A 23,933-nucleotide genomic window follows, 5' to 3' on the forward strand; every position below is an offset into this window, starting at 1 on the left:
GATCAGCCTTCGGCCTTGAAGTTGCTGGCTTCCTTCCTGGCCTTGTCCTTGCCGTGCTTTTCGGCCAGTTCCTTGGCCTGCCCGGGCGAAACGTCAGTGGTCTCCGCGATATGCATGGCCTCCTTGTCCGAGAGGCGGTTGTCTTTCTTGCCTTGCTTGGTAGCCATGGTCCGATCTCCTGAATGGTTGGAGACGTAACGGCCGGGACATCATAGCGTTCCGCATTCGGCGGTCTCGCCACGACCGATGGTCCGAGGCGCCCGGAAAGACCTTGGGCGGTCCTGCCCTGGTCCTCACCTTGTTGCTTTCTGTCTTTTTCCTCGATCGACGGGTGTATCGGCCGCAAAGCTTGCGATAAGAGGAGACTCAAAATCCCCGCTTCCATGGACATTAATCGCCGCCCATGACCATTTCCAATTCCGTGCCGATCACCCCCGAGCTCATCGCCGCCCACGGGCTGAAGCCCGACGAGTATCAGCGCATCCTCGATCTCGTCGGACGCGAACCGAGCTTCACCGAACTCGGTATCTTCTCGGCGATGTGGAATGAGCACTGCTCCTACAAATCCTCGAAGAAGTGGCTGCGCACGCTGCCGACCACCGGCCCGCAGGTTATCCAAGGGCCGGGCGAGAATGCCGGCGTCGTCGATATCGGCGATGGCGACTGCGTCGTCTTCAAGATGGAGAGCCACAACCACCCTTCCTTCATCGAGCCCTACCAGGGCGCGGCGACCGGCGTCGGCGGCATTTTGCGCGACGTCTTCACCATGGGTGCGCGGCCGATCGCGGCGATGAACGCGCTGCGCTTTGGCGCCCCCGACCACCCCAAGACCAGGCATCTTGTCGCCGGCGTGGTGTCGGGCGTCGGCGGCTACGGCAATTCCTTCGGCGTGCCGACGGTCGGCGGCGAGGTCAATTTCGACGCCCGCTACAACGGCAACATCCTGGTCAACGCCTTTGCCGCCGGTCTCGCCAAGACCAACGCCATCTTCCTTTCGGAAGCCAAGGGCGTCGGCCTGCCGGTCGTCTATCTCGGCGCCAAGACCGGCCGCGACGGCGTCGGCGGCGCCACCATGGCGTCAGCCGAATTCGACGACAAGATCGACGAGAAGCGCCCGACCGTGCAGGTCGGCGATCCCTTCACCGAAAAATGCCTGCTGGAGGCCTGCCTCGAACTGATGGCATCGGGTGCCGTCATCGCCATCCAGGACATGGGCGCTGCCGGCCTCACCTGCTCGGCGGTCGAGATGGGCGCCAAGGGCGACCTGGGCATCGAGCTCGACCTCGACAAGGTGCCGGTGCGCGAAGAACGCATGAGCGCCTATGAGATGATGCTGTCGGAAAGCCAGGAGCGCATGCTGATGGTGCTGCGCCCCGAGAAGGAAAAGGAAGCCGAGGCAATCTTCCACAAATGGGGCCTCGACTTCGCCATCGTCGGCAAGACCACCGACGACCTGCGCTTCCGCGTTCTGCATCAAGGCGACCAGGTCGCCGACCTGCCGATCAAGGATCTCGGCGACAAGGCGCCAGAATATGACCGGCCATGGATAGAGCCGAAGAAGCCGGCGCCGCTTGCCGCCAGTGACGTTCCGCAGGCCGATGTCGCGGACGCGTTGCTGAAGCTGCTCGGCGGGCCGGACCTGTCCTCGCGCCGCTGGGTGTGGGAGCAGTACGACACGCTGATCCAGGGCAATTCGCTGCAGCTTCCGGGCGGCGATGCCGGCGTGGTGCGGGTGGAAGGCCATGCAACCAAGGCGCTTGCCTTCTCGTCCGACGTGACGCCGCGCTATTGCGAAGCCGATCCCTATGAGGGCGGCAAGCAGGCGGTGGCCGAATGCTGGCGAAACCTGACCGCCACCGGCGCGCTGCCACTGGCGGCCACCGACAACCTCAATTTCGGCAACCCGGAGCGACCCGAGATCATGGGCCAGTTGGTCGGCGCGGTGAAGGGCATCGGCGATGCCTGCCGCGCGCTCGGCTTTCCGATCGTGTCCGGCAATGTCTCGCTCTACAACGAGACCAACGGCCAAGGCATCCTGCCGACACCGACCATTGGCGGCGTCGGGCTGATATCAGACTGGTCGAAGATGGTGCGGATCGGCTTTGCCGCGCAAGGCCAGATGATCCTGCTGGTCGGCGCCCCCGCCGCCTGGGGAACGCATCTTGGCCAGTCGGCCTATCTCAGGGACATCCATGGCCGCACGGACGGTCCGCCGCCGCCGGTCGACCTCGCTCATGAGAAGCGTGTCGGCGACCATGTGCGTTCGTTGATCGCGTCCGGCATCGTCACGGCGGCGCATGACGTTTCCGATGGCGGCATCGCCGTGGCGCTAGCCGAAATGGCGATGGCGTCTGGCATCGGCGCGACCGTTCCCGGCCTTGTCGGAACGGATCCGATCCCGGTCTGGTTCGGCGAGGACCAGGGCCGCTATCTCCTGACGCTGTCGATCGACCCGCATGGCAAGGAATGGGACGCCATCCGCAAGCAGCAGGGCGAACTCGGCATCTTCGCGCCGTGGATCGGCTCGACCGGCGGCGATGCGCTGAAGCTTGGCGATGCCAGGGCAATCCCTGTCAGCGACCTGACCGCCGCCCACGAAGGCTGGTTCCCGCGCTTCATGGACCAGGCCAGTTGAGCAGAGCATGATCCCGAAAAGTGGAACCCGGTTTTCGGAAAAAGATCATGCTCAATCAGAGGAAACTGGCTGGCCGGGCGCTGCTCGCAGTCGTTTTCTGGCCGTCGCTGTTCTTCTTCTGGTTTCTCGGGCCGTTCGTCTTCTTCCTGCTGTCGACGACTTCGAGCGAAGTTTGCCCCAGGCTGGAAACGCGCGCCGAGTTCCTTGGCGCGGCCAACGGCACGCTTCCGATGCTGGCCCTGCAGACCCTGCTCTATGCGGTTCCGATCGCCTGCCTGATGCTCTGGAGCCGGCTCTTGCCGGATCCAGCCCGGACGAGGCACATTGTCACCTGCATCAAGCTTTTCGCCGTCGCGGCCGTCCTGGGAGCCCTGTGGGAGTATGGCTCTTCGCTGGTCTGCGATGGTTACGGCCAACCGTTCTTCTCGCCCGCCTGGCAAATGACCAGCTATCTGCCGATCGCCAATCTGGCGGTCAACCTCCCCCTCTACGTGCTGGTCTTCAGCCTCGGCCGCGCCTTCTCGATGCGCGAAGACGACCCTGCGGCCGACCCGAACCGTCCGGACGAGAATGCGACCTAGGCGACAATCGCGCCAGTGCCGGATGGAACGGCTTCAATCCCGGCAGGAAAGGCTTTAGGTTTACCCCGACTCTCATCGCACGGGCGCGTTGCCGCCCGCCCGAAACAGGAATTCTGCAATGGCAATGGACGCCCGCGACATCGAAAAACTGATCAAGGACGGCATACCGGATGCCCGCGTGACGATCCGCGACCTCGCCGGTGATGGCGACCACTACGCGGCGGAAGTCGTGGCTGAGAGCTTTCGGGGAAAAAGCCGCGTCCAGCAGCACCAGATGGTCTATGACGCGCTGAAGGGCAATATGGGCGGCGTGCTGCACGCGCTTGCCCTGCAGACCAGCGTCCCCGACTGAGGCAGTTCCAGCCCATACCCGCTTGGCCCAATACGGCCCATCCTTTGCGCCATTTCGGCCATGGCACGGCTAATGTCTTGTTTCGGGCAACCTATGGGTTTATTTGAAAGGCATGCTTCGAGCCTGACTCCCACAGGCGTGAAAGGATGTTCCATGAGCGGTATCAACGACTACATCGACAATGAAGTGAAGGGCAACGACGTCGTCCTTTTCATGAAGGGCACGCCCGGGTTTCCGCAATGCGGTTTCTCCGGCCAGGTTGTCCAGATCCTCGACTATATCGGCGCCGACTACAAAGGCGTGAATGTCCTGGACTCGGCTGAACTGCGCCAGGGCATCAAGGACTACTCCAACTGGCCGACGATCCCGCAGCTCTACGTCAAGGGCGAATTCGTCGGCGGCTGCGACATTATCCGCGAGATGTTCCAGGCCGGCGAGTTGCAGACCTTCCTGGTCGAAAAGGGCGTGAGCGTCAAAGGCGCCGCCTGATTTCGGTTTCAGGCCGGTCATAGCGACCGCGCTGAGTACCGGGGCAGCCCCACCTCGGCAATTTTATGTCCCGGTATCGGGACCAAGACGAGCCAATGCGCCGGCCCGCCGGCGCATTTTTGCTTTGGAGCGTTTCACCGTTTCATGGAAACGGCGAACCGCTCCGACTTCTGTTTTGACGCAATTCCCAAGGGGAAAGCGCTACGCGCTTTTCCCGGGAAGACCGCCCATACTTTTCCTGGAATTGCTCTAGAAGATCGGACTTGCCGTGGATCAGCAATCATCAGCGCCGCAATCGGCAAGCAAACTGCCTATTCCGCGCTGGGAGTTCATTGCGCTGTGCGCAGCGCTGATGGCGCTGAATTCCCTGGCCATCGACATCATGCTGCCGGCGCTGCAGCAGATCGGCGCCTCACTCGGCGTCGAGAATGAAAACCACCGGCAATATGTGGTCACCGCCTATATTCTGGGTTTTGGTGGCGGCCAGCTGTTCTTCGGACCGATATCGGATCGTTTCGGCCGCCGCTCACCGCTTGTCGCGGGCCTGATCATCTATGTGGCGGCAGCTGCGGCGGCAGCCATCGCGCCGAGCTTTGAAACCTTGCTGATATGTCGCGCCGTGCAAGGCATTGGCGCGGCCGCAACGCGCGTCATCGCGGTCTCGATCGTGCGCGATACATTCGACGGCCGGCGCATGGCCGAAGTCATGTCGCTGATCTTCATGGTGTTCATGGCGATACCGGTCATTGCGCCCGGCATCGGCCAGTTCATCATGCTGTTCGCGACCTGGCACTACATCTTTGTCACCATGGCCGTCGGCGCGCTGATCGTGTCGGCGTGGTCGCTGCTGCGCCTGCCGGAAACGCTGCACCCCGAATATCGCCGGTCCCTGACGGTCTCCTCCGTCGTCGGAGGATTCCGCATCGTGCTCACCAATCGCATCGCGCTCTGCTACGCCTTTGCCAGCACCTTCGTCTTCGCCGCCATGTTCGGCTTCATCGCCTCGGCGCAGCAGATCTATGTCGACATCTTCCATGTCGGCGAGATGTTCCCGGTCATCTTCGCCGGGGTCGCGGGCGTGCTCGCCTTCTCCAATTTTCTGAACTCACGCCTTGTCGGCCGTATCGGCATGCGCCGGCTGTCGCAGAGCGCTCTGCTTTTGTTTCTGGTCATCAGCCTGGCCTGGTTGGTCGTTTCGCTGGAAATCAAGATGCCGCTCTGGCTGTTCGTCGCCTTCTTTGCCAGCGCCATGCTTCCCTTCGGCGCACTTGGCGCCAATTTCAACGCATTGGCCATGGAGCCGCTCGGACAACTGGCCGGCACGGCGTCGTCCATCCTCGGCTTCATGCAAACGTTTCTCGGCGGCATTCTCGGCACGCTGATCGGCCAGGCGTTCAACGGCACGGTGACGCCGCTTGCCGCCGGCTTCTGCAGCGTCTCGGTCGCGGCGCTGCTGATGATCCTCATTGCCGAGCGCGGCAAGATGTTCCAGCCGCACAACCCACCCGTTTCAGGGCATATCACCGACCTGCACTAGATCTTGCCGTCTGCCGCAGGAATTAGTCCTACTCAGCCCACAGCTCCCGGCGCAGCTCCAGCCAGCTCTCCTTGTCGGGAGCGACCAGCAGGCCGCCTCCGACATGCGACGGCAGGTAAGGGCTGCCGTCGAAGCGCGCGGCATGGCCGCCGGCTTCGGCATGGATCAGCGCACCGGCGAGATGATCCCAGGGCATCAGCTTGTTGTAGACGACGAAATGGCCGTGGCCGCTGGCCAGCAAGCGGTATTCGTGGGCGGCGCAGCGGTAGTTGAACTGTGACAGCGTCTTGGTCTGGTTGCAGGCCAGCCGCGTGCGGTCCGGCTCGGCCATGTATTGCCACGAGACCGCGCCGGTCATCTCAGAGATCGGCACACTTGCGGCAACCCGCACCTGCTCCAGCGTGCGATGGGCATGGCGGATATGGCTGCCTGCTCCCTTGGCGCCGATCAGCCAATCCTTGCCGACCGGATCGTGGATGATGCCGGCGACCGTTTCACCCTTGACCACGACGGCAAGCATGACGCCAAACAGCGGAACACCGGAGGCGAAATTGAAGGTGCCGTCGACCGGGTCGATGACGAAGGCCAGATCGGCGTCACCCAAACCGTCGAGCAGTGCCGGGTCGTCGGAACAGGCTTCCTCGCCGACAACCATGGCCGAGGGATAGCGCTGGCGCAGCTTGGCGGTGATCAGCAGCTCGGCGTTGACGTCGGCTTCCGTCACCAGATCGGCGGCGGAGGTCTTCTGTCTGATGTCGCCATCGCCCAGCCGGCGAAAGCGGGGCATGATTTCGGTGTCGGCCGCCTCGGCCAGCAGGCTGGCCAACCAGTCGATCGCGTTGTCGTCAAATGTCATCGGAAGCGTCTTGTCCTGTGATGAGGGTCTGGTTCAGGGCGGCGAAGTCGAACAGTTTCCTATCGAGCAGATGTGACGGCCTGGTGTTGGACAGCGCACGGATCATCGTGTCCTTGCGGCCGGGCATGCGCTTTTCGATGTCTTCCAGCATCGCCTTCATGGCGTTGCGCTGGAGGCCTTCCTGGCTGCCGCACAGGTCGCAAGGGATGATCGGGAACCGCATCGCCGCGGCGAATTTTTCGAGATCGATTTCGGCGTTGTAGCTCAGCGGCCGCAGCACCATGACGTCGCCTTCGTCGTTGAGCAGTTTTGGCGGCATGGCGGCGAGACGGCCGCCATGGAACAGGTTCATGAAGAAGGTCTCGAGAATGTCCTCGCGATGATGGCCGAGAACCAGCGCCGAACAGCCCTCCTCCCGCGCGATGCGGTAGAGATGACCACGCCGCAGCCGCGAGCAGAGCGAGCAATAGGTGCTGCCCTGCGGCAGCTTGTCGGTGACGACCGAATAGGTGTCCTGGTACTCGATGCGGTGCGCAATGCCATTGGCGTTGAGGTAGTCCGGCAGGATGTGCTTGGGAAAATTCGGCTGGCCCTGGTCGAGATTACAGGCCAGCAACTCGACCGGCAGCAGCCCGCGCCATTTGAGATCGAGCAAGATGGCGAGCAGGCCGTAGGAATCCTTGCCGCCCGACAGCGCGACCAGCCAGCGCTGGCCCGGCTCCACCATCGAGAAATCCTCGATCGCCTGGCGGGTCAGACGCAGCAGCCGCTTGCGCAGTTTGTTGAACTCGACCGAGGACGGCACATCGGCGAACAGCGGATGGGAGCCGCCTTCGGCGACCGGTTCAAGCGCTTCGATGTCTGGCAGCATATTCATGGCGCAGCGGCCCCGGAGATGTGACGTCCGCCCGGATTAGCGCATCGGCCGGAAAATCGAAACGGCAAAGCGGGATGCCAGAAACAAAAAGGCCGCCTCGAGGGCGGCCCTTCCGATATCGCAGAAAAGCGTTCGCTTAGCGCGAATAGAATTCGACGACCAGGTTCGGCTCCATCTGGACGGCGAACGGAACGTCCGCCAAGCCGGGAATACGCGAGAAGGTCGCGACCATCTTGTTGTGATCGGCTTCGATGTAGTCCGGAACGTCGCGCTCGGCGAGGCCGACCGACTCCAGGACGATGACCAGCTGCTTCGACTTCTCGCGCACTTCGACGACGTCGCCCGGCTTGCAGCGGTACGAACCGATGTTGACGCGCTTGCCGTTGACGTTGATGTGGCCGTGGTTGACGAACTGACGGGCAGCAAAAATGGTCGGCACGAACTTGGCACGGTAAACGACCGCGTCGAGACGCGATTCGAGCAGGCCGATCAGGTTCTCCGAGGTGTCGCCCTTGCGGCGGTCGGCCTCTTCATAGACCTTGCGGAACTGCTTTTCCGAAACGTCGCCATAGTGACCCTTCAGCTTCTGCTTGGCGCGCAGCTGCAGGCCGAAGTCGGAAAGCTTGCCCTTGCGGCGCTGGCCATGCTGGCCGGGGCCGTATTCACGCTTGTTGACCGGGGACTTCGGGCGGCCCCAGATGTTTTCGCCAAGACGGCGGTCGATCTTGTATTTCGCGGATTCGCGCTTGCTCATCGCATTCCCTTTTCAAAACAACACACCCGGCACCTCATGGTCCGGGTGAAGGAAACGCGCCCTCCTCTGGCCTCCGTTTTCGAGACCTGACAGGGTTTTCCCACGCAACGCGGCGGAAAACCCACGGGACACGTCAGTTCAAACAAAACCAGAGACAACCAAGGCAACTGGTCTTGCGCATATAAAACAAACACCGGACATCGCTGCCCGGCGTTGGCGGCTGGTTAAACCGAGATTTAACCGGTGTCAAGCTTCCGTCTAGCTTGTCATTGGCGCAACCATACAACGTTGACGACGTTGAGCAATGCCGGATGTGGCGGGAGGTTTTACGCCAACGGCACCAGGAAGGGACTGGACCTAGAGGAGTTCAATTAGCATGAAGAAGTTCTTCCTTACCCTGGCCGGCGCCGCGGTACTGGCCGGATCAATGGCGGTTGCGCCGGAGCCGGCGATGGCCCGTCATTGGCACGGCCACAAACAGGTCTGCCGCGTCATCGTCAAGAAGAGGGTGGTGTGGCGGCACGGCCATCGCAAGGTAATCGTGCAGAAGGTGCGGCGTTGCCACCGCTGGTAAGGCGGACAAAGCAGCAATCCGAGAGGGCCAGCGAACTGTCGCTGGCCCTTTTCATTCAATGAGTGCCGGAGCCTGGCTTCAAGCCCTCAATCCTTGGATTTTTTCTCCGGCAGCCCTTTGCGCTTCGTCTCGGCGAATTCCTCGAGCTGTTGTTCGCTCATAGATTCGTACATTTCGCGAGAGGCGCCTTTGAGTTCGCTCTTCCTGGTCTCGCCGCGCTTGGCGGAGAGCGCGGCGCCGGCGGCTTTCTGCTGGGCTTTCGAGGTGGCAGGCATGACGGTTTCTCCTTTTCTGTCAGGACAAACGCCGTGCTTCGGCGGCAGTTCCAGCGCCGATGGCCCAGTTCCTCGTCCGGATCAGGCGACCGGCTTTGGCGATTTCGTTCGCAGCCTTCCCGTGTCCGGAACTCCAGTGTAGGACGGCTGAATGAAGTCTCTGACGGACCCCTCACAAGCTCTCTCCTCCGGCCTGACGAAAATCCGCACCGAATTCCACGTGCCGGATGGATTTCCGGCTGACGTAATGGCCGCGGCGGACGCAGCCGCCAGAAATGTGCCGAACCAGCATGCCGATCGGACTGACATGCCCTTCGTCACGCTCGATCCAGCAGCCTCCACCGATCTTGACCAGGCGTTCTCGATCGAGGCGAGCGGCAGCGATCTTCTGCTGCATTATGCCATTGCCGACGTGGCCTGGTTCGTCGAGGACGGTGACGCGATCGATCTCGAAGCCTGGACGCGGGGCGAGACGTTTTACTTGCCGGACGGCAAGGCCGGGCTCTACCCGCCGGCCCTTGCCGAGGGTGCGGCGAGCCTGTTGCCGGATGGACCGCGTCCTGCTGTCATCTTCACCGTCCGGGTCGCCGAAGACGGCGCGACGAAATTGGACGGCGCGGAGCGGGCAATCATTCGAAGCCGCGCGAAGCTCGCCTATGACAGCGTGAAGGCTTCCGACGTTCCGGCCGGCTTCGCTGAAATGGCGCGGCGCATGGCGATGAACGAAAAACGTCGTGGCGCGTCACGCGTCGACCCACCCGAGCAGGAGGTTGAAAGGCTCGCCGATGGCACATTCCGGCTGTCGTTCAGACCGCTCCTGCAATCCGAACAGGACAATGCCGCGCTTTCGCTGGCCGCCAACATAGCGATCGCCGACGCCATGCTTGCGCACAAGACCGGGCTGTTCCGCGTGATGTCCGGGCCGGACGCCTCCAAGGTGCAGAGACTTCGCAACGCGGCACAGGCGCTCGGCCTGTCCTGGCCGGCCTCAACCAGCCTGCGCGACTACCAGCGCACGCTCGATCCAGCTGACCCGAAACAGGCGGCGTTGATGCTGGAAATCCGCCGCGCAGGCAACGGCGCCTCCTACCAGCCCTACCAGGAAGGTGTCGTTCCCTGGCACGAGGCGATGGCCGCGACCTATGCCCACGCCACCGCGCCACTCAGACGATTGGCCGATCGCTATGTCGTGCGCTGCGCGCTGGCAATCGCCAACGGCCAGCCCGTGCCGCAACCTGTCACCGACGCGTTCGCCAAATTACCGAAGGTAATGGGACGTGCGGATAGCCGTGCTTCCCAGATCAACCATGCGGCCATCGACCTTGCAGAGGCGGTCATGCTCAGGGGACGCGAAGGGGAAACGTTCAAAGCCGTAGTCACCGACTTCGTCGACCATGGCGTACGCGTTCAGCTTGCCGACATGCCAGTCGTTGCCACGGTGAAGGCCACCGGGTTCAGGCAGGGTGACAGTCTGACGCTAAGGCTGGCCTCGGCCGATCCGGATCAACGCAGCATCGTCTTCGAACCTGTTTAAGCGGCGGACGTTTCCACCACCAACCCAAAGCCCTGCATCAGCCGGCTGACGGCGAAATCCGCCTTGCCCGAGGTGAAGACCGCGATATCGGGTTCGCCTTGCGGCAGCGCCCCATCGACGAGCGGCAGCAGTGAAAGCGCTCGCCTGGCGATCGCTTCGGCCGGATCGATCCAGTCGACCGGCCAGGGCGCGGTCTTGCGCATGCGATTGACCAGGAACGGATAATGCGTGCAGGCGAGCACGACGATGTCGGTCCGCATACCGTCACGCTCGATGAAGCAGGGCGCGATCTCGGCTCGCACGGCCTCCTCGTCGACAAAGCCCTCGCGCATATAGACTTCGGCAAGACCCGCCAGCCTGTCGCTGCCAACCAGGCGGACATGGCATTTCTGCGCCCACTTGCTGATCAGGTCGCGTGTGTATTGCCGTTTCACCGTGCCCGGCGTCGCCAGCACCGAGACCAGGCCCGAGCGGGTGCGCTCCGCCGCCGGCTTGACCGCCGGCACGGTGCCGACGAACGGATGGCCGGGAAAGGCATCGCGCAACGCGTCGATCACCAGCGTCGAGGCGGTGTTGCAGGCGATGACGGAAATCGCCGGCGTGAACCTGTCGAGCAGTTTGGCGAAGAGATCGAGTATGTGGGTGCGCAACGCCGGTTCTTCCCAGGCGCCGAAGGGAAAGGCGGCGTCGTCCGCGACATAGATGAAGCGCCGGTCCGGCATCAGCACGCGTGCCTCGCGCAACACGGTCAGCCCGCCGACGCCGGAATCGAACATCAGGATCGGCAGATCAGTCATTGTCGGTTCCCTTGCCGCCCAGCGGCGGTGCGTCCTCATCGTCGCCGGCAGGCCGGTGCGCCGGGCGATCGGCTTCCGCCTTGCCGGCGCGCGCGGCGGCCGGAAGCCGCCTGGGATCATCGCCCGGCGAACCATCGCCGCGCGGCATCGCCGGCGAGAACCTGTCGAGGGACGAGATGATGCCGCGCAGCACCTTGAGCTCCGGCTCGGCAAAGCCGGCACGCGTCAGCACGGCACGCAGATTGTCGACCATTTTCGGCTTCTTCGGCGCTGGCCGGAAATAGCCGCGCGCTTCCAATGCGCCTTCGAGATAGGCGAACAGGCCGTGCAATTCTTCCTTGCTTGCCGGTTTCATTTCCGGCCCGGTGAAATTGGTCCTGGTCTCGTCCTCCAGGCCCGACTTCATCCACTCATAGGACATCAGCAAGGCCGCCTGGGCGATGTTGAGCGAGGAGAAATCGGGATCGACGGGAAAGGTGACGATCTCGTCGGCAAGCCCGACTTCGTCATTGTAGAGGCCGAAGCGCTCGCGGCCGAACAGGATGCCTGTGCGCTGCCCCGTGCTGTGACGGGCGCGGAGCACCCTGCCCGCTTCCACGGGGCCGCGCACGGCCTTGAAGCCGTCGCGCTGCCTGGCGGTGGTGGCGAAAACGAAGTTCAAGTCGGCAAGCGCCGAGGCCAGATCGTCGAACACGTTCACGGCGTCTATGACATGGTCGGCGCGGCTGGCGGCGGCGCGCGCCTTCTCGCTCGGCCAGCCGTCACGCGGATTGACCAGGCGCAGTTCGACCAGGCCGAAATTGGCCATGGCGCGGGCGACCATGCCAATGTTCTCGCCAAGCTGCGGCTCGACCAGGATGATCGCCGGGCCGGCGGGTGGGATGTTATCGGGATCTTGGGTGACGGGCATGATTGTCAAAGAACTGCTGTTTGCGGCATTTCAGCGTCCCCTGTCATATTCGGCCGCGAAAATGAAGCATTCGCAAATGACAGCGGCCATCGCCTCGCATTCGTGACCGATCGCCGTTTGCGCGGCCAAAAACCCTTTGATATACGGGCGGCATCTCCCGGCCGAACGCCACGCGGGCAAGGCCGTCCCATATCCCAGCAACGAGGCATTCTTTCCATGGCGAAGATCAAGGTGGCGAACCCGGTCGTCGAACTCGACGGCGACGAGATGACCCGCATCATCTGGCAGTTCATCAAGGACAAGCTGATCCACCCTTATCTCGACCTGAAGCTGGAATATTACGACCTCGGCATCGAGCACCGCGACGCCACCAACGACCAGGTAACGATCGATTCGGCCAACGCCATCAAGAAGTACGGCGTCGGCGTGAAATGCGCGACGATCACCCCCGACGAACAGCGCGTCGAGGAATTCAAGCTGAAGAAGATGTGGAAGTCGCCGAACGGCACGATCCGCAACATCCTCGGCGGCACCATCTTCCGCGAGCCGATCATCATGAAGAACGTGCCGCGCCTGGTGCCCGGCTGGACCAAGCCGATCATCGTCGGCCGTCACGCCTTCGGCGACCAGTACCGCGCCACCGATTTCCGCTTCCCCGGCAAGGGCAAGCTGACGATCAAGTTCGTCGGCGAGGACGGCCAGGTGATCGAGCACGACGTGTTCGATGCGCCCGGCGCCGGTGTCGCCATGGCCATGTACAATCTCGACGAGTCGATCCGCGAATTCGCCCGTGCCTCGCTGAATTACGGCCTGCTGCGCAACTATCCGGTCTACCTCTCGACCAAGAACACCATCCTCAAGGCCTATGACGGCCGCTTCAAGGACATCTTCCAGGAAGTCTACGAGGCTGAATTCGAGGCCGAGTTCAAGTCGAAGAAGCTGTGGTACGAGCACCGGCTGATCGACGACATGGTGGCCTCCAGCCTGAAATGGTCGGGCGGCTATGTCTGGGCCTGCAAGAACTATGACGGCGACGTGCAGTCCGACACGGTGGCGCAAGGTTTTGGCTCACTCGGCCTGATGACCTCGGTGCTGATGACGCCGGACGGCAAGACGGTGGAAGCGGAAGCCGCGCACGGCACCGTCACCCGCCACTATCGCCAGCACCAGAAGGGCGAGGAAACCTCGACCAATTCGATCGCCTCGATCTTCGCGTGGACGCGCGGCCTCGCGCACCGCGCCAAGCTCGACGACAATGCCGAGCTGAAGCGCTTTGCCGAGACGCTGGAAAAGGTCTGCATCCAGACCGTCGAGAGCGGCTTCATGACCAAGGACCTGTCGCTCTTGATCGGCCCGGACCAGCCCTGGCTCTCGACCACCGGCTTCCTCGACAAGATCGACGAGAATTTGCAGAAGGCGATGGCGTAAGTACTCGCAGCTCTACACCCCGAAGGCTCCGAAAGGAGCCTTCGTTTTTTGGGCCGATGAAAGCGACGAAGGGCCGGCAGCATGACCAAGCCAATCCTCTACGGCGCGGACTACAGTGTCTATGTGCGCATCGCGCGGATGACGCTGGAGGAAAAAGGCGTCGCCTACGAACTCGTCCCGCTCGACATCTTCGCAGCCGAAGGCATCCCAGCCTGGTATCTGGAGCATCACCCGTTCGGCCGCATCCCAGCCTTCGAGCATAACGGGTTTCGGCTCTTCGAGACGAATGCGATCGCGCGCTATGTCGACGAGGCTTTCGACGGCCCGGCACTGCAGCCCGCCGATCCGCGCGGCCGCGCCAGGATGGGCCAGATGACAGGCATGCTCGACGCCTATGGCTATCGCGCCATGGTCTGGGACGTCGCCGTCGAGCGGCTGGAAAAGACGGAGCCGGATGAGAGCCTGATCGCTGGTGGGGTGAGCCAGGCTGAGACGGTGCTGAACGTGTTGACCGCGCTGAAGGCACAAGGACCTTGGCTGCTCGGCGATCAGCTGACTTTGGCCGACCTGCACGCCGCACCGATCATTGCCTATTTCCTCAAGGTTGCCGAAGGCCAAAAGCTGCTGGCGCAGTTCTCCGACATCCAAGGCTGGTACATGCGCATTGCCGCTCGTCCGAGCTTTGCTCGCACCGAAAAAATCGGCTGATAAGTATTGAGACGTCCGCGGGACAGCGCCCCCTCTGTCCTGCCGGACAGAGGGGGCGCTGTCCCGCCAACCGTTGCGATAAATTCAGCCGCTCGCCTACGCCGCTTCGAGTGCCGCCCTGACCGCCGCAATCGCATCATTGGCCTTGGAGGCGTCAGGGCCACCGGCCTGGGCCATGTCGGGCCGCCCGCCACCGCCCTGCCCGCCCAAGGCGGCGGAGGCCACGCGCACCAGGTCCACGGCGCTGAAGCGACCGACGAGGTCATCGGTCACCGCGACCACGACGCTTGCCTTGTTGTCCTCGCCGGCGCCGACGAAGACGACGACGCCGGAGCCGAGCGAGGTCTTGCCGGCATCCGCCAGCGGCTTCAGGTCCTTCGGCGAGACGCCGGAGACGGCCTTGCCGAGGAAGCCGACGCCCGCGACCGTCTCGTTCTCCGAAGGCGCGCCGGCCGCTGCACCGCCGCCGAGCGCCAGCTTCTTGCGGGCTTCGGTGAGTTCCTTCTCGAGCTTCTTGCGCTCCTCAAGCAAAGCCTCGACGCGCGCCGGCACGTCGGCGGGCGAGATTTTCAGCACGGCTGCCGCCGTCTTCAGCCGCCGATCCTGCTCATCGAGATGTTTTCTGGCCGCCTCGCCGGTCAGCGCCTCGATGCGGCGCACGCCGGCGGCAACCGCGCTGTCGGAGACGACACGCACCAGGCCGATATCTCCGGTCGCCCTGACATGGGTGCCGCCGCAGAGTTCGACCGAATAGGGCCGGTTGGCCTTGGCGCCATGCAGCCCGGTGCCCATCGACACGACGCGCACTTCATCGCCATACTTCTCGCCGAACAGCGCCATGGCGCCCTCGGCGATGGCGTCGTCGACCGACATCAGGCGCGTGGTCACCGGGCCGTTCTGCACGACGATTTCGTTGGCCATGCGCTCGACCTCTTCGAGTTCCTCGGCCGAAATCGGCTTGTTGTGCGAGATGTCGAAGCGCAGGCGCTCCGGCGCGACGAGCGAGCCCTTCTGTGCGACATGAGTGCCCAGCACCTCGCGCAGCGCCTCATGGATCAGGTGGGTGGCGGAGTGGTTCGCACGCAGCCTGGAGCGCCTGTTATGGTCGACCTTGAGCTCAACGGCGGCGCCCGTCTTGACCGTGCCGCTCGCCACCTTGCCCAGATGCACGAACAGCCCATCCGCCTTCTTCTGCGTATCGGAGATTTCGATCGAGAAGCCTTCGCCTGAAATGACGCCGGTATCGCCCATCTGGCCGCCGGATTCGCCATAGAATGGCGTCTGGTTGACGACCACCGCAACCGCGTCACCCTTGCCGGCGCTGTCGACGGTCTTGCCGTCCCGCACCAACGCCTGGATGAGGCCTTCCGCAGCTTCAGTCTCGTAGCCGAGGAATTCGGTGGCGCCGGTCTGTTCGCGCACCGAGAACCACACCGTCTCGGTCGCGGCCTCGCCAGACCCCGTCCAGTGCTTGCGCGCCTCGGCCTTCTGCTGCTCCATCGCATTGGTGAAGCCGGCAAGATCGACCGAGATGCTGCGCTGGCGCAGCGCGTCCTGCGTCAGGTCGAGCGGGAAGCCGTAGGTGTCGTAGAGTTTGAAGGCCGTCTCGCCATCCAGCATGTCGCCGGCATGCAGCGTTTCCGTCGCCTCGGAGAGCAGGCCGAGGCCGCGCACCAGCGTCTTGCGGAAGCGCGTCTCCTCGAGCTTCAGCGTTTCCGTGATCAACTGTTCGCCGCGCAGCAATTCGGGATAGGCCTGGCCCATCTCGCGCACCAGAGCCGGCACCAGCTTCCACATCAGAGGCTCGCTCGCCCCGAGCAACTGCGCGTGGCGCATGGCGCGGCGCATGATGCGGCGCAGCACGTAACCGCGGCCTTCGTTCGACGGCAGCACGCCGTCGGCGACCAGGAAGGAGGACGAGCGCAAATGATCGGCAATGACACGGTAGGACGCCACCGTTTCGGCATCCGGAGCGCGCCCAAGCGCGGAAGACGCCGCATCGATGAGGTGACGGAACAGATCGGTCTCGAAAACGCTTTCCACGCCTTGCAGGATGGACGCCATGCGCTCCAGGCCCATGCCGGTGTCGATCGACGGACGCGGCAGGTCGATGCGCTCCTCCTTCGTCACCTGTTCATATTGCATGAACACCAGGTTCCAGAATTCGAGGAATCGGTCGCCATCCTCTTCCGGGCTGCCGGGAGGGCCACCCCAGATGTGCTCGCCACGATCGATGAAGATTTCCGAGCAAGGCCCGCAAGGACCGGTGTCGCCCATCGCCCAGAAATTGTCCGAGGTCGGGATGCGGATGATGCGATCGTCCGAGAAACCGGCGATCTTCTTCCAGAAGCCCGCCGCCTCATCGTCGGTGTGGTAGACGGTGACCAGCAGCTTGTCCCTCTTCAGCCCGAACTCTTTGGTGATCAGGTTCCAGGCAAGCTCGATGGCGCGCTCCTTGAAATAGTCGCCAAAGGAGAAGTTGCCGAGCATCTCGAAGAAGGTCAGGTGACGCGCGGTGTAGCCGACATTGTCGAGGTCGTTGTGCTTGCCGCCGGCGCGAACGCTCTTCTGGGCGGTGGTGGCGCGCGAATAGGACCGCTTCTCCAAACCGGTGAAGACGTTCTTGAACTGCACCATGCCGGCATTGGTGAACATCAATGTCGGATCGTTGCGCGGCACGAGCGGGCTCGAGGCCACGACCTCGTGGCCCTCCTTGCGGAAATAGTCGAGAAATGTCGACCGAATCTCGTTCACGCCACTCATGACTGCTGCCTTTTCGCGAAAACCGCCGGCGCGGCCGGCGGAAACTGGTCTCTGCTTTTTAGAAGATTGACTTGGCCTTTTAGCGGGCACACCGCACCCTGTCCAGAAACACGGAATTAGGCCAATCCAATGCACGTCGCCCAAAACGACCTCGGTTTTGGCAGAGCGACATGCATGAGAATAAAGACCTGAAGCGCGTCGCGTGAATCCACTCAGGCGCGAAGCGCTTCAGGAGCTTATCAGGCCGGCTCCACACCGCCCAAAAACAAAAACCGCCGGCTCGAAGGCCAGCGGTTTTGAACGCGGTACTAAAGAACTCGATTACTTAAGCATCAGGTCATAAGCCGACTTTATGGCCGAACTCTGGCCGTTGCCTTACATCGCGCCGGCTTCGTCCTCAAAACCGTCGTCGCCGTTGCCTTCGGAGCCACCATTCTCGAGGAATTTCTCGGCGATCAGACCGGCATTCTGTCTCAGTGCCAGTTCGATCTCGCGCGCGGTATCGGGATTGTCGCGCAGGAACAGTTTTGCATTTTCGCGGCCCTGGCCGAGACGCTGCGAATTGTAGGAGAACCAGGCACCCGACTTCTCGACCACGCCGGCCTTGACGCCGAGATCGACCAGTTCGCCGGTCTTGGAGACGCCCTCGCCATACATGATGTCGAACTCGACCACCTTGAAGGGCGGTGCCAGCTTGTTCTTGACGACCTTGACGCGGGTCTGGTTGCCGACGACCTCGTCGCGATCCTTGACCGAGCCGATGCGGCGGATGTCGAGGCGCACCGATGCATAGAATTTCAGCGCGTTGCCGCCGGTGGTGGTCTCGGGCGAACCGAACATGACGCCGATCTTCATGCGGATCTGGTTGATGAAGATGACCATGGTGTTGGAGCGCGAGATCGAGGCGGTCAGCTTGCGCAACGCCTGGCTCATCAGGCGGGCCTGCAGGCCGGGCAGCGAATCGCCCATCTCGCCCTCGATTTCGGCGCGCGGCGTCAGCGCCGCGACCGAATCGACCACCAGCACGTCGATGGCACCGGAACGCACCAGCGTGTCGCAGATCTCCAGCGCCTGCTCGCCGGTGTCGGGCTGCGAGATCAGCAGGTTTTCCAGATCGACACCGAGCTTGCGGGCATAGACCGGATCGAGCGCATGCTCGGCATCGACGAAGGCGCAGATGCCGCCCTTCTTCTGGGCTTCGGCCACAGTATGCAGCGCCAGCGTCGTCTTGCCCGAGCTTTCGGGCCCGTAGATCTCGATGATGCGGCCGCGCGGCAGGCCACCAACGCCGAGCGCGATGTCGAGGCCGAGCGAACCGGTCGGCACCGTTTCGATCTCGACGACCTGCTCGTTGGCGCCGAGCCGCATGATCGAGCCCTTGCCGAAAGCCCGCTCGATTTGCGACAGAGCCGCATCCAGAGCCTTTGATTTGTCCACTGCCTTATCCTCTACAAGCCGCAAAGAATTCTGAGCCATGATACATCACCCCTTGGTCGTCAATGAAGGCCGGACAATCCGTAATCCCTGGCATTTTGTACCTTTTTTGTTCTCATTTGGCAAGAGGAAACAAGCATTTGAAAAACAAGCGATATCCGGATTTGTTCTTTTTTCGTCCCAGAAACGCGGGCAGCAACCCACCTCGCATTAGGCCAGCCGGCACCGCTGTCCCGGCCTGCCGAATCGCTGCCTTGCATGCGAAGCTCTGTCGCGCAGCCTAGCGCTTGTGCGGCTGCAACAACAAAGGTCATATCGCCGCCATGGTGAAATCCGCAGAGATACTGGCCGTGGGCGGGGCCCATATCGACCGGCGCGGCCAGGTGTCCGGCCTCTACGTGCCGGCCGCGTCCAACCCCGGCACGATGCGCGAAGATGTCGGCGGCGGCGTCTTCAACGCGCTGCGCAGCACAGTGCTGCGCGGCGTCTCCGCTTCGCTGCTTTCGATGCGGGGCGGCGATGCGGCGGGCGACACCGTTTCCCGCGCCATAGCCAAGGCAGGGATCGCCGATCTGTCGGCGGTGTTCCTTGACCGCACGACACCGAGCTATACCGCGTTGATCGATCGCGAAGGCGAGTTGATCGTCGGCTTTGCCGACATGGCGCTGTACGATCTGGCGTTTCCCAAGCAGATCCGCCGATCCAAGGTGCGGGAGGCGATCTTGGCCGCCGACGCCATCCTGTGTGACGCCAATCTGCCATCGGCGGCACTGGAGCGGCTGGTTTCGCTTGCCGCCGGCAAGCCCGTATTCGCCATTGCCATTTCGCCGGCCAAGATCGTGCGCCTGAAGCCGGTGCTCAGCAATCTGGCCGTCGTCTTCATGAACCAGCGCGAGGCCCTCGCGCTGGCAGGCCTGGACGGCGCGGCTTCCCAGCGGGGCATCGTTGACGGTTTGAAGCGCGCCGGCCTCACCAGCGCGGTGGTGACGGCGGGCAGCGGCCCGGTGCTGGGTTTTGATCGCGACGGCATGTTTGCCATCATGCCGCCCGCCCCGAGGAAAGTTGTGGACGTCACCGGCGCGGGAGATGCGCTGGCGGGGGCAACGGTCGCCGCCTTGCTGCGCGGCATGCCCTTGCGGGCGGCGTTGCGGGAAGGCGTCGCCGCGGCAACGCTGGCCATCGAGAGCGCCGACGCCGTTCCCGATTTCACCGCGGCCGCCTTCATGGAAGCGCTGGCCCTTGTGCCCGATGTGCAGGAAGTGGCATGAGACCGGCAAATTCATAGTGCCGGAGTGCCGCCGCGCACCTTGATGGATGCATGCACACCGGATTGGAGACCTGAGATGACCCCGGAAACCGCCCGCCCCTTCATCGATATCCACGCGCCGGTGGCGCAAGCCCTGGCCGCCGGCCGGCCGGTGGTGGCACTGGAAAGCACCATCATCACCCATGGCATGCCCTACCCCGACAATGGCGCCATGGCGGCGGACGTCGAGAAGATCATCAGCGACGGTGGTGCCGTGCCGGCAACGATCGCCGTGGTCGGCGGACGCATCAAGATCGGCCTTTCCGACGGCGAGCGCGAATCGCTGGCCATGACCGGCGACGCCATGAAGCTGTCGCGCGCCGACCTCGGCTTCGCCGTCGCGCAAGGGCGCACCGGGGGCACCACGGTCGCCGCGACGATGATCGCCGCCCATATGGTCGGGATAAAAGTGTTCGCCACCGGCGGCATTGGCGGCGTGCACAAGGGGGCGGAAAAGAGTTTCGATATTTCGGCCGACCTCGATGAACTGGCGCGCACACCGGTCATCGTCGTCTCGGCCGGCGCCAAAGCCATCCTCGACATCGAAAAGACGCTGGAAGTGCTGGAGACGCGCGGCGTGCCTGTCATCGGCCATGGCTGCGAGACCATGCCCGCCTTCTGGTCGCGGCAGTCGCCGTTCCGCGCGCCTCTCACCTTGTACAAGCCTGAAGACATCGCGCATTTCTACCAGACCCGGGCTGCGCTGGGGCTCGGCGGCGGCATGCTGATCGCCAACCCGGTGCCGCAGAACCACGAAATCCCCGCCGAAGAGATGGCGGGCTACATCGAAGCAGCGCAAAAGGCCGCCGAGGCTCTGCACGTGACCGGCAAGGCGGTGACGCCGTTCCTGCTATCGAAAATCCTGGAGCTCACCGGCGGCCGCAGCCTGAAGACCAACATCGCGCTGGTCGAAAACAATGCGAGGCTGGCGGCCGAGATAGCAAAAGCGCTGTAGGTTCGCGCGGCTATTTGCCGGCGCGCCTTCCGGCCTCATAGGCGCGGCGTGCCCACACCGTCATCTCGTCCGGATCGTCAAAGGCACTGTCGGGGATGCTCCAATAGGGCATGGCGACCAGCTTGCCGTGACGCGAGCCGGTGTAGGTCCATTGCTTGCAGCCCTCGGCTTCGAAGTGGGGCGCGCTTTGCTCGTCGGCCTTCAGCAGCAATTCGCCGCGCAGCACGATGGCGACGATGACGCCGTCGAAATAGATGCCCTTGCCGCCGAACAGCCTGCGGACGCTGACCGGGCCGAGGCCGGCGAACAGTTCGGCGATGCGTTCATTGTCCATGCCGCGATCATGTCACCGGCATTTGACATTGTCATCGCGCAACCAAGATCATGCTGACAGGTTGAGATCATTCCGTCGGAGTTTTTTGTCATGCCACTTCTGCTCAAGGGATCCTGCCGCTGCAACGCCGTGCGTTTCGAGGTGGAAAGCCACACGCCGGTGCCATTCATGCTTTGCTACTGCTCGATCTGCCGCAAGCAGCAGGGCGGCGGCGGTTTCGCCATCAATCTCGGCGCCGACTACGAAACGCTGAACATCAGGGGCAAGAGGAGCCTTGGCGTCTACCGTGCCGAGATCGAGGACGACGAACATCCCCATTGCGAGGTCTCGACCGGCGAACGCAATTTCTGCCGCAAATGCGGGTCGGCGCTCTGGCTCTACGATCCGACCTGGCCGGAACTGGTGCATCCCTTCGCCTCGGCGATCGACAGCGACCTGCCGACACCACCGGAAAAGGTGCACCTGATGCTGAAATACAAGGCGAACTGGGTCGAACCCGAGATCGGCAAGCGCGACAAGGTGTTCGACGTCTATCCGGAAGAATCGATCGCCGACTGGCACAAGCGGACGGCTATGTGGGTGGAGTAGTGTTCTTCGCCCCGTAAGCAGGACGAAGGAAGGATCAGGCCGAGGCGCGCGCCTCTGCCAGTGCCTTGAGATCCGCCGGCTTCAGTTCGACGGATTCGCCGCAGCCGCAAGCAGAACTCTGGTTCGGGTTGTGGAAGGTGAAGCCGGTGCGCAGCGTCGTCTGCTCGAAATCCATCTCGGTACCGAACAGGAAGAGCGCCGCCTCCGGCGCGACATAGACATGGGCGCCATCGCGCTCGATATGGTCGTCCTTGGTGTTGGGTTCGGTCACCAGGTCGACCGTGTATTCCATGCCGGCGCAGCCGCCCTTCTTGATGCCGAGGCGAATGCCATGCGCATTGTCGCGGGTCGCGACGATCTCGCGCACCCGCTCGGCGGCCTTTTCGGTCATCGTGATGACGGCGAAGCGTCCCATTCTCTTTCCTTCTCCATTCCATGCAGGTTCAAGGCCTGCCGAATGATTCCTCACCTAAAATGGTGAAGTTTTACCACTGGCGCAAGTGTACCAACCTCGACTTGCCTAAAGCGTGACGCGCTTTAGGTTTTTGTTTTTGCATGTCGTTGCCCAAAAACTGAGGTCACTTTTGGGCGGCATGCCTTAGTACCAGCCCACCGCCACCTGTGCCTCTTCCGACATGCGGTCGGGCGACCAGGGCGGGTCGAAGGTCATGTTGACCTCGACGCCGGACACGCCTTCGACGGCGCCGACGGCGTTTTCCACCCAGCCAGGCATCTCCCCGGCCACCGGGCAGCCCGGTGCGGTCAGCGTCATGTCGATCTTGACCGAGCGGTCGTCCTCGATGTCGATCTTGTAGACGAGGCCAAGCTCGTAGATGTCGGCCGGGATTTCCGGGTCATAGACCGTCTTCAGCGCCGAGACGATATCGTCGGTCAGCCGCGCCAGTTCGTCGGCGGGGATGGCCGAGGCCGATACGATGCCATTTGCAGCCGTTTCCGGCGCGGTCTCTGCGGTTGTGCTCACATCGTCCATGGTCGTCATCACCCAAAGAACTTTCGCGCTTTTTCAAGCGCCTCGGCCAAAGCGTCGACTTCGGCCCTGGTATTATACATGCCGAACGATGCCCTGCATGTGGAGGTTACGCCAAAGCGTTTCAACAGCGGCTGGGCGCAATGGGTGCCGGCCCGCACTGCAACGCCCTGCCTGTCTATCACCATCGACACGTCATGGGCATGAATGCCCTGCAGTTCGAAGGAGATGATCGCGCCCTTGCCCGGCGCATCGCCGAAGATGCGCAACGAGTTTATGGACCGCAGCCGCTCATGGGCATAGGTCTTGAGGTCTTCCTCGTGGGCGGCGATGCGCTCGCGGCCGATCTTTTCCATGTAGTCGAGCGCGGCACCCAGCCCGATCGCCTGGACGATCGGCGGCGTGCCGGCCTCGAAGCGATGCGGCGGCTCGTTGTAGGTGACGATGTCTTCCGTCACCTCCTCGATCATCTCGCCGCCGCCCATGAAGGGGCGCATGGCCTGGAGAATGTCCTTCTTGCCGTAGAGCACGCCGATGCCCGAGGGGCCGTAGACCTTGTGGCCGGTGAAGACGAAGAAGTCACAGTCGAGGTCCTGCACGTCGATCGGCATGTGCACGGCGCTCTGGCTGCCGTCGACGAGTACGGGAATGCCGCGCGCATGCGCGATGCGCACGATCTCCTTGATCGGCGTCACCGTGCCCAGCGCATTCGACATCTGGGTGATGGCGACGAGCTTGGTGCGGTCGGTCAGCCGCTTCTCGAATTCCTCGATATGGAAGACGCCGAGATCGTCGACCGGCACCCAGACGAGTTTCGCGCCCTGCCGCTCGCGGATGAAATGCCAGGGCACGATGTTGGAGTGGTGCTCCATGATCGACAGCACGATCTCGTCGCCCTCGCCGATATTGGGCATGCCATAACCATAGGCGACCGTGTTGATCGCCGAGGTCGTGTTCGAGGTGAAGACGATGTTGTCCGTGCTCGGCGCGTTGAGGAAGCGGCGCACCGTCTCACGCGCCTTTTCATAGGCGTCGGTCGCGGCATTCGACAGGAAATGCAGGCCGCGATGGACGTTGGCGTATTCCTGTGAATAGGCATGCTGGATCGTATCCAGCACCACCTGCGGCTTCTGCGCCGAGGCACCATTGTCGAGATAGACGAGCTTCTTGCCGTAGACTTCCCGCGACAGGATCGGGAAGTCGCGACGGATCGCCTCGACGTCGTAGAAATCTCCGATCTTGCCTGGAGCGTTCATCA

25 protein-coding genes are annotated in these 23,933 nt (G+C 63.0%); 12 read left to right on the forward strand and 13 right to left on the reverse strand.

Annotation, left to right across the window (positions count from 1 at the left end; genetic code table 11):
* Positions 1-2: 2 nt before the first annotated feature.
* Positions 3-167 carry a hypothetical protein gene (locus MesoLj_RS24790; RefSeq protein ID WP_181179463.1) on the reverse strand — a complete coding sequence of 55 codons (165 nt, stop codon included), beginning with the start codon at positions 165-167 and terminating at the stop codon, positions 3-5.
* A gap of 236 nt (positions 168-403) precedes the next feature.
* Here MesoLj_RS24790 and purL point away from each other — a divergent pair, with 236 nt between their 5' ends.
* The 5 genes from purL (at position 404) to MesoLj_RS24815 (ending at position 5,594) form a co-directional block, all read left to right on the forward strand.
* On the forward strand, positions 404-2,635 hold the full coding sequence (gene purL, locus MesoLj_RS24795) for a phosphoribosylformylglycinamidine synthase subunit PurL (protein WP_202322893.1): 2,232 nt from the start codon (positions 404-406) through the stop codon (positions 2,633-2,635).
* 47 nt (positions 2,636-2,682) lie between these two features.
* Positions 2,683-3,216 (forward strand): hypothetical protein, encoded by a 534-nt coding sequence (locus MesoLj_RS24800; RefSeq protein WP_202322894.1) that lies wholly within the window; start codon positions 2,683-2,685, stop codon positions 3,214-3,216.
* Positions 3,217-3,334: 118 nt separating this feature from the next.
* On the forward strand, positions 3,335-3,568 hold the full coding sequence (locus MesoLj_RS24805; RefSeq protein WP_056562227.1) for a BolA/IbaG family iron-sulfur metabolism protein: 234 nt from the start codon (positions 3,335-3,337) through the stop codon (positions 3,566-3,568).
* 153 nt (positions 3,569-3,721) lie between these two features.
* Positions 3,722-4,057: a Grx4 family monothiol glutaredoxin gene (gene grxD / locus MesoLj_RS24810; protein WP_013895877.1), complete on the forward strand. Its 336-nt coding sequence runs from the start codon at positions 3,722-3,724 to the stop codon at positions 4,055-4,057.
* A 268-nt stretch (positions 4,058-4,325) separates the two neighbouring features.
* Positions 4,326-5,594: a multidrug effflux MFS transporter gene (locus tag MesoLj_RS24815; protein WP_244735157.1), complete on the forward strand. Its 1,269-nt coding sequence runs from the start codon at positions 4,326-4,328 to the stop codon at positions 5,592-5,594.
* 28 nt (positions 5,595-5,622) lie between these two features.
* Here the strand turns inward: MesoLj_RS24815 and MesoLj_RS24820 are convergent, their stop codons facing one another.
* The 3 genes from MesoLj_RS24820 to rpsD form a co-directional block, all read right to left on the reverse strand.
* On the reverse strand, positions 5,623-6,450 hold the full coding sequence (locus tag MesoLj_RS24820) for an inositol monophosphatase family protein (RefSeq protein WP_202322895.1): 828 nt from the start codon (positions 6,448-6,450) through the stop codon (positions 5,623-5,625).
* A complete protein-coding gene (gene ttcA / locus MesoLj_RS24825; protein ID WP_202322896.1) occupies positions 6,440-7,327 on the reverse strand; it encodes a tRNA 2-thiocytidine(32) synthetase TtcA in 888 nt (295 codons plus the stop codon). The genes MesoLj_RS24820 and ttcA overlap by 11 nt, the downstream gene beginning before the upstream one ends.
* A 136-nt stretch (positions 7,328-7,463) precedes the next feature.
* Positions 7,464-8,081: a 30S ribosomal protein S4 gene (gene rpsD, locus MesoLj_RS24830; protein WP_056562236.1), complete on the reverse strand. Its 618-nt coding sequence runs from the start codon at positions 8,079-8,081 to the stop codon at positions 7,464-7,466.
* A 376-nt stretch (positions 8,082-8,457) separates the two neighbouring features.
* Between rpsD and MesoLj_RS24835 the strand changes: the two genes are divergently transcribed.
* Positions 8,458-8,655, forward strand: a complete 198-nt coding sequence (locus MesoLj_RS24835) for a hypothetical protein (protein WP_140767832.1) — start codon at positions 8,458-8,460, stop codon at positions 8,653-8,655.
* Between the two features lie 86 nt (positions 8,656-8,741).
* On the opposite strand, the gene MesoLj_RS24840 is transcribed toward MesoLj_RS24835, so the two are convergent.
* Entirely contained in the window at positions 8,742-8,930 is a 189-nt protein-coding gene (locus MesoLj_RS24840; RefSeq protein WP_140767833.1) for a DUF3008 family protein, read from the reverse strand.
* Between the two features lie 151 nt (positions 8,931-9,081).
* On the opposite strand from MesoLj_RS24840, the gene MesoLj_RS24845 reads away from it, so the two are divergent.
* On the forward strand, positions 9,082-10,464 hold the full coding sequence (locus tag MesoLj_RS24845; RefSeq protein WP_202322897.1) for an RNB domain-containing ribonuclease: 1,383 nt from the start codon (positions 9,082-9,084) through the stop codon (positions 10,462-10,464).
* Here MesoLj_RS24845 and murI read toward each other — a convergent pair.
* Together murI and MesoLj_RS24855 are read right to left on the reverse strand one after the other, a co-directional pair.
* Positions 10,461-11,261, reverse strand: coding sequence for a glutamate racemase (gene murI, locus MesoLj_RS24850; RefSeq protein WP_140767835.1), 801 nt, complete (start codon positions 11,259-11,261; stop codon positions 10,461-10,463). The genes MesoLj_RS24845 and murI overlap by 4 nt on opposite strands.
* On the reverse strand, positions 11,254-12,171 hold the full coding sequence (locus MesoLj_RS24855; protein WP_202322898.1) for an RNA methyltransferase: 918 nt from the start codon (positions 12,169-12,171) through the stop codon (positions 11,254-11,256). Before MesoLj_RS24855 ends, murI begins: the two co-directional genes overlap by 8 nt.
* A gap of 216 nt (positions 12,172-12,387) precedes the next feature.
* Here MesoLj_RS24855 and MesoLj_RS24860 point away from each other — a divergent pair, with 216 nt between their 5' ends.
* Together MesoLj_RS24860 and MesoLj_RS24865 are read left to right on the forward strand one after the other, a co-directional pair.
* Positions 12,388-13,599 carry an NADP-dependent isocitrate dehydrogenase gene (locus tag MesoLj_RS24860; RefSeq protein WP_172350807.1) on the forward strand — a complete coding sequence of 404 codons (1,212 nt, stop codon included), beginning with the start codon at positions 12,388-12,390 and terminating at the stop codon, positions 13,597-13,599.
* Positions 13,600-13,680: 81 nt separating this feature from the next.
* Positions 13,681-14,307 carry a glutathione S-transferase family protein gene (locus MesoLj_RS24865; protein WP_202322899.1) on the forward strand — a complete coding sequence of 209 codons (627 nt, stop codon included), beginning with the start codon at positions 13,681-13,683 and terminating at the stop codon, positions 14,305-14,307.
* 96 nt (positions 14,308-14,403) lie between these two features.
* Here MesoLj_RS24865 and alaS read toward each other — a convergent pair whose 3' ends face one another.
* Complete coding sequence (gene alaS, locus MesoLj_RS24870; RefSeq protein ID WP_202322900.1) at positions 14,404-17,070, reverse strand: alanine--tRNA ligase; 2,667 nt, start codon at positions 17,068-17,070, stop codon at positions 14,404-14,406.
* A 375-nt stretch (positions 17,071-17,445) separates the two neighbouring features.
* Positions 17,446-18,546: a recombinase RecA gene (recA, locus tag MesoLj_RS24875; RefSeq protein ID WP_013895892.1), complete on the reverse strand. Its 1,101-nt coding sequence runs from the start codon at positions 18,544-18,546 to the stop codon at positions 17,446-17,448.
* 281 nt (positions 18,547-18,827) lie between these two features.
* Between recA and MesoLj_RS24880 the strand changes: the two genes are divergently transcribed.
* Positions 18,828-19,772 (forward strand): carbohydrate kinase family protein, encoded by a 945-nt coding sequence (locus MesoLj_RS24880; protein WP_202322901.1) that lies wholly within the window; start codon positions 18,828-18,830, stop codon positions 19,770-19,772.
* Between the two features lie 75 nt (positions 19,773-19,847).
* Positions 19,848-20,765 (forward strand): pseudouridine-5'-phosphate glycosidase, encoded by a 918-nt coding sequence (locus MesoLj_RS24885; RefSeq protein ID WP_202322902.1) that lies wholly within the window; start codon positions 19,848-19,850, stop codon positions 20,763-20,765.
* A 10-nt stretch (positions 20,766-20,775) separates the two neighbouring features.
* Here the strand turns inward: MesoLj_RS24885 and MesoLj_RS24890 are convergent, their stop codons facing one another.
* The gene (locus MesoLj_RS24890) at positions 20,776-21,099 is read right to left on the reverse strand and encodes a TfoX/Sxy family protein (protein ID WP_202322903.1); all 324 of its coding nucleotides are present in this window, start codon (positions 21,097-21,099) and stop codon (positions 20,776-20,778) included.
* 90 nt (positions 21,100-21,189) lie between these two features.
* On the opposite strand from MesoLj_RS24890, the gene MesoLj_RS24895 reads away from it, so the two are divergent.
* The gene (locus tag MesoLj_RS24895; RefSeq protein WP_202322904.1) at positions 21,190-21,687 is read left to right on the forward strand and encodes a GFA family protein; all 498 of its coding nucleotides are present in this window, start codon (positions 21,190-21,192) and stop codon (positions 21,685-21,687) included.
* A 34-nt stretch (positions 21,688-21,721) separates the two neighbouring features.
* Here the strand turns inward: MesoLj_RS24895 and sufA are convergent, their stop codons facing one another.
* From sufA to MesoLj_RS24910, 3 genes are all read right to left on the reverse strand, one after another.
* Positions 21,722-22,102 carry a Fe-S cluster assembly scaffold SufA gene (gene sufA / locus MesoLj_RS24900; RefSeq protein WP_140767843.1) on the reverse strand — a complete coding sequence of 127 codons (381 nt, stop codon included), beginning with the start codon at positions 22,100-22,102 and terminating at the stop codon, positions 21,722-21,724.
* A 183-nt stretch (positions 22,103-22,285) separates the two neighbouring features.
* Complete coding sequence (locus tag MesoLj_RS24905) at positions 22,286-22,678, reverse strand: SUF system Fe-S cluster assembly protein (RefSeq protein ID WP_080680448.1); 393 nt, start codon at positions 22,676-22,678, stop codon at positions 22,286-22,288.
* Between the two features lie 8 nt (positions 22,679-22,686).
* Entirely contained in the window at positions 22,687-23,931 is a 1,245-nt protein-coding gene (locus tag MesoLj_RS24910; RefSeq protein WP_202322905.1) for a cysteine desulfurase, read from the reverse strand.
* Positions 23,932-23,933 lie beyond the last annotated feature (2 nt).

This window comes from Mesorhizobium sp. 113-3-9 (genome assembly GCF_016756515.1).
Taxonomy (GTDB): domain Bacteria; phylum Pseudomonadota; class Alphaproteobacteria; order Rhizobiales; family Rhizobiaceae; genus Mesorhizobium.